4 protein-coding genes are annotated in these 3,200 nt (G+C 63.8%); 1 reads left to right on the top strand and 3 read right to left on the bottom strand.

Annotation, left to right across the window (positions count from 1 at the left end; translation table 11 throughout):
- Positions 1-34 precede the first annotated feature (34 nt).
- Genes ACRCSW_RS17260 through ACRCSW_RS17250 form a run of 3 tightly spaced genes read right to left on the bottom strand, consistent with a single transcriptional unit; the run spans position 35 to position 2,274 of the window.
- Positions 35-451: an antitoxin Xre/MbcA/ParS toxin-binding domain-containing protein gene (locus ACRCSW_RS17260; protein ID WP_438706884.1), complete on the bottom strand. Its 417-nt coding sequence runs from the start codon at positions 449-451 to the stop codon at positions 35-37.
- A gap of 52 nt (positions 452-503) precedes the next feature.
- A complete protein-coding gene (locus ACRCSW_RS17255) occupies positions 504-1,292 on the bottom strand; it encodes an exodeoxyribonuclease III (RefSeq protein ID WP_438706883.1) in 789 nt (262 codons plus the stop codon).
- A 7-nt stretch (positions 1,293-1,299) separates the two neighbouring features.
- Positions 1,300-2,274, bottom strand: coding sequence for an alpha/beta fold hydrolase (locus ACRCSW_RS17250; RefSeq protein ID WP_438706882.1), 975 nt, complete (start codon positions 2,272-2,274; stop codon positions 1,300-1,302).
- An 85-nt stretch (positions 2,275-2,359) separates the two neighbouring features.
- Here ACRCSW_RS17250 and ACRCSW_RS17245 point away from each other — a divergent pair.
- Positions 2,360-3,200, top strand: an 841-nt coding sequence (locus ACRCSW_RS17245; RefSeq protein WP_438706881.1) for an MFS transporter, incomplete at its 3' end; no start/stop codon positions are given.

Below are 3,200 nucleotides of genomic sequence, written 5' to 3'. Positions count from 1 at the left end.
ACTGCGCTTTGGTAAGTCGCCAAAGCCTCACTGATTAGTAGACGCCATGCGCCATCCGCAGAAGTACAGCCTCGACCTCACGCGCACCAATGTCGGTTTGGGCCATCTCAATAGGAATTCGATCACCTAGCGACGGGATGGGGTTGCGAAGCCATCCGTCGGCATTCTCATCGTTCTCGAACAGGTCGCGGGCAGCCTTCACAACGCGCAGAAGCCGCGCCAACCCATCGGCTTCCTCGATCTTGAGATTTTCCCCGGCGGCGATGCGGCGATCGAGCGTGCGGTCGGGGATGATGCGGCGGATATCGTTCCTGGTCAGGCCTTGCGATTCGAGGGAACGGGCCCAGGCGGCGGGGATGCCCTTTTCGATCTCGCGGAACGATGTGAAAACAGCGGCTTGCTCGGCAAAGCCAGGGGCCGGGTCGGTCCGTTTGCGCTGTGTGGTAGTCATCTTGCCCTCCGCCATTTGCCGAACTGTAGCACGGCAAATGGCGGAAGTCAGGTCATAGATCAAATGTCGCGAAAACCGGGGTGTGGTCGCTGGGCTGGTCCCACCCGCGCGCGGCACGGAAGATGCGGCTGCTGTGCGTTGCGCCCAAGATGTCGGGGGTGGCCCAGATGTGGTCCAGCCTCCGGCCCTTGTCGGCGGCGTCCCAGTCGGGGGAACGGTAGCTCCACCAGCTGTACAAACGCCCCTCGGGAATGTCCTTGCGGGTCACGTCCTGCCAGTTGCCGGCTTCCATCACCGCGGTCAGGTGTTCGACCTCGATCGGAGTATGCGAAACGATCTTCAACAGCGCCTTGTGGTCCCAGACGTCATCCTCACGCGGGGCAATGTTCAGGTCGCCCACCAGGATCGCACGGTCGGGGCGTTCCCAGCGGAAATGGTCCCGCATCTCGGTCAGGAAATCGAGCTTCTGGCCGAATTTCACGTTCTCGTTCCGGTCAGGGATGTCGCCGCCAGAGGGCACATAGCAGTTGTGGATCGTCACCCCGTTCTCCATCCGCGCGACGACGTGGCGGGCGTGGCCGAGCTGGGCGAAATCCTTGTCGCCCGCATCGACGATCGGCAGCTTCGACAGGATCGCGACGCCGTTGTACCCCTTCTGCCCGCGCGCCACGATGTAGCGGTAGCCCAGGGCCTGGAACTGCTCCAGCGGGATCAGCTCGACCGGGCTTTTGCATTCCTGCAGGCAAAGGATATCCGGCGCCTCCTCGGCCATCAGGCGGGCGACCAGGGCCTCGCGCAGACGGACCGAGTTGATGTTCCAGGTGGCAAGGGTGAAGGGCATGGGGCTCTCACGGCGCAGGGGGGATCATGGTGGCGAGGGCAGAGATCAGCGCGGCTTGAAACTCTGGCGGCGCCTCGATCTGAGGAATATGGCCGACATCTTTCAGAATGGAAAGCGGTGCGCCGGTCAGTTCGGCCAGGCGCTCGCCCTGCGCCAGCGGTGTAGTCGTATCGCGATCACCCCAGATGAATGCTACCGGCAACGTAAGCGCCTGCCAGGCCTCGGGCCGGGTTGATTGTGCATCCTTCGGCGGCACTAGAAGCGATGGTAGCCAATCCGCAAGCGCCTGGGTTGTCCCGGCGCGCGAGCTGGGACGGTTGAGCATTGCGATCACCTCTTCGGTTGCCGCCTCTTTGCGGTGCAGGAAGCGCTTCAGAAGCGGACCCATCGCCATCGGGTTGGTGGCTGTGGCCGAGATCGCAAACTCGCGTGCGGTTGGGTTGCCCAGGGGCCAGGTCAGGCTGAGTTCCTCAAGATGAGAATCGATCCCGATCGCGCCCGAAACCACGACTATTCCGGCAAAGGCGTCTGGCTGCAGCATTGCTGCTTCCGCCGCCGGGCCGGCGCCGAAGGAATGTGCAATCAGCACAGGGCGGACACCCAGCGCCTCGGTCAGCGCAACAACGCGCTGGGCCTGGGTCTTGCGGCTGTAATCCTTGCCGGGATCACGGAAGGAAAACCCCATCGGCGGGATGTCGAAAGCAATTGCGCGGTAGCCTTCTGCGGCCAGCGCCTCTTGCGTTGGTCGCCACATCCGCGACCAGCCGATCGAGCCGTGCAGAAGCAGAAGCGGCGGTCCGTCTTCCGGCCCAAGTTCCTCGACATAGATCGGGCCGAACGTGGTTTCCACGATCCGGCCTTCTTCGGGCGGCTTTTCCGGCAGGAGGCCGATCTCACGGATGCTCGCAGCAAGCCGGAGGCCGATAAGCGCAAGCCCGGCCGCAAAAATGAGGATCGTCAGCAGGCCTACGACATAACGCATCAGCCATGGCTAGCAGGGCCGCCGCGTCCAGGCAACCGACGCGAGCGCAGTTGACGTTCCGATTGCGGGGCAGGAAGGTCGCGCGATGGAAAACGGGCTTTGGAAGAACGGCAACTTTCGCGCGCTCTTTGCGTCGGCGTCGGCGACCAATCTGGGCGACGGGGTGATGGCGGTGGCGGTGCCCTGGCTTGCCACTTTGCTGACCACCGATCCGCTGCTGATCGGCCTCGTGGCAATGGCGCGATCGTTGCCGTGGTTCCTGTTTGCCCTGCCCGCGGGGGTAATCACCGACCGCTACGATCATCGCCGCATTCTGGTGGGTGCCGACTGCACAAGGGTTGTCATTTCGCTGGCCCTTCTGCTGCTTGCGCTGACCGCCACGCCGGGGACGTTGCCGGTGCTGATGATGGCTGGTCTGTCATTCCTTCTGGGCAGTGCCGAGGTGCTGCGCGACAACACGTCCCAGACCTTCCTGCCCTCGGTCGTCGATAAGTCGCAGCTGGAGCAGGCCAATGGCGCGCTTTGGAGCACGGAACAGCTGGCGGGGCAGTTCATCGGGCCACCTTTGGCGGGGCTCTTGATCGGGCTATCGGTCGCGCTGCCCTTTGGCCTGCACGCGGGCCTTCTGGCCACGGGTATCGCGCTGACCCTGGCGATGACGCTGCCCCGGCGGGTTGTGGCGGCGAACCCGCCCGCAATGATGGCATCCTTGCGCGAAGGCATGGGCTGGCTTTGGGGCAATGTCATGCTGCGGCGGCTGGCGATCATCCTCGGCGGGTTCAATTTCATGGGCTACGGGTTCTTCGCGGTCTTCGTGCTTTATGGCCAACGGGTTCTGGGGCTGGATGCCTTTGGCTACGGAGCCTTCCTGACCCTTGCGGCCTGCGGTGGTCTGGCCGCCACCCTGATCGGGCCAAGAATCCTGC

Source organism: Tabrizicola sp. (genome assembly GCF_051645465.1).
GTDB lineage: Bacteria > Pseudomonadota > Alphaproteobacteria > Rhodobacterales > Rhodobacteraceae > Tabrizicola.
The sequence above is the reverse complement of the archived record's forward strand: the minus strand, read 5'-3'. Positions and strand labels throughout refer to the sequence as shown.

Coding starts and splice junctions, on each gene's coding strand:
- ACRCSW_RS17260 (WP_438706884.1), bottom strand. CDS start 451: ATGACTACCACACAGCGCAAACGGACCGACCCGGCCCCTGGCTTTGCC.
- ACRCSW_RS17255 (WP_438706883.1), bottom strand. CDS start 1,292: ATGCCCTTCACCCTTGCCACCTGGAACATCAACTCGGTCCGTCTGCGC.
- ACRCSW_RS17250 (WP_438706882.1), bottom strand. CDS start 2,274: ATGCGTTATGTCGTAGGCCTGCTGACGATCCTCATTTTTGCGGCCGGG.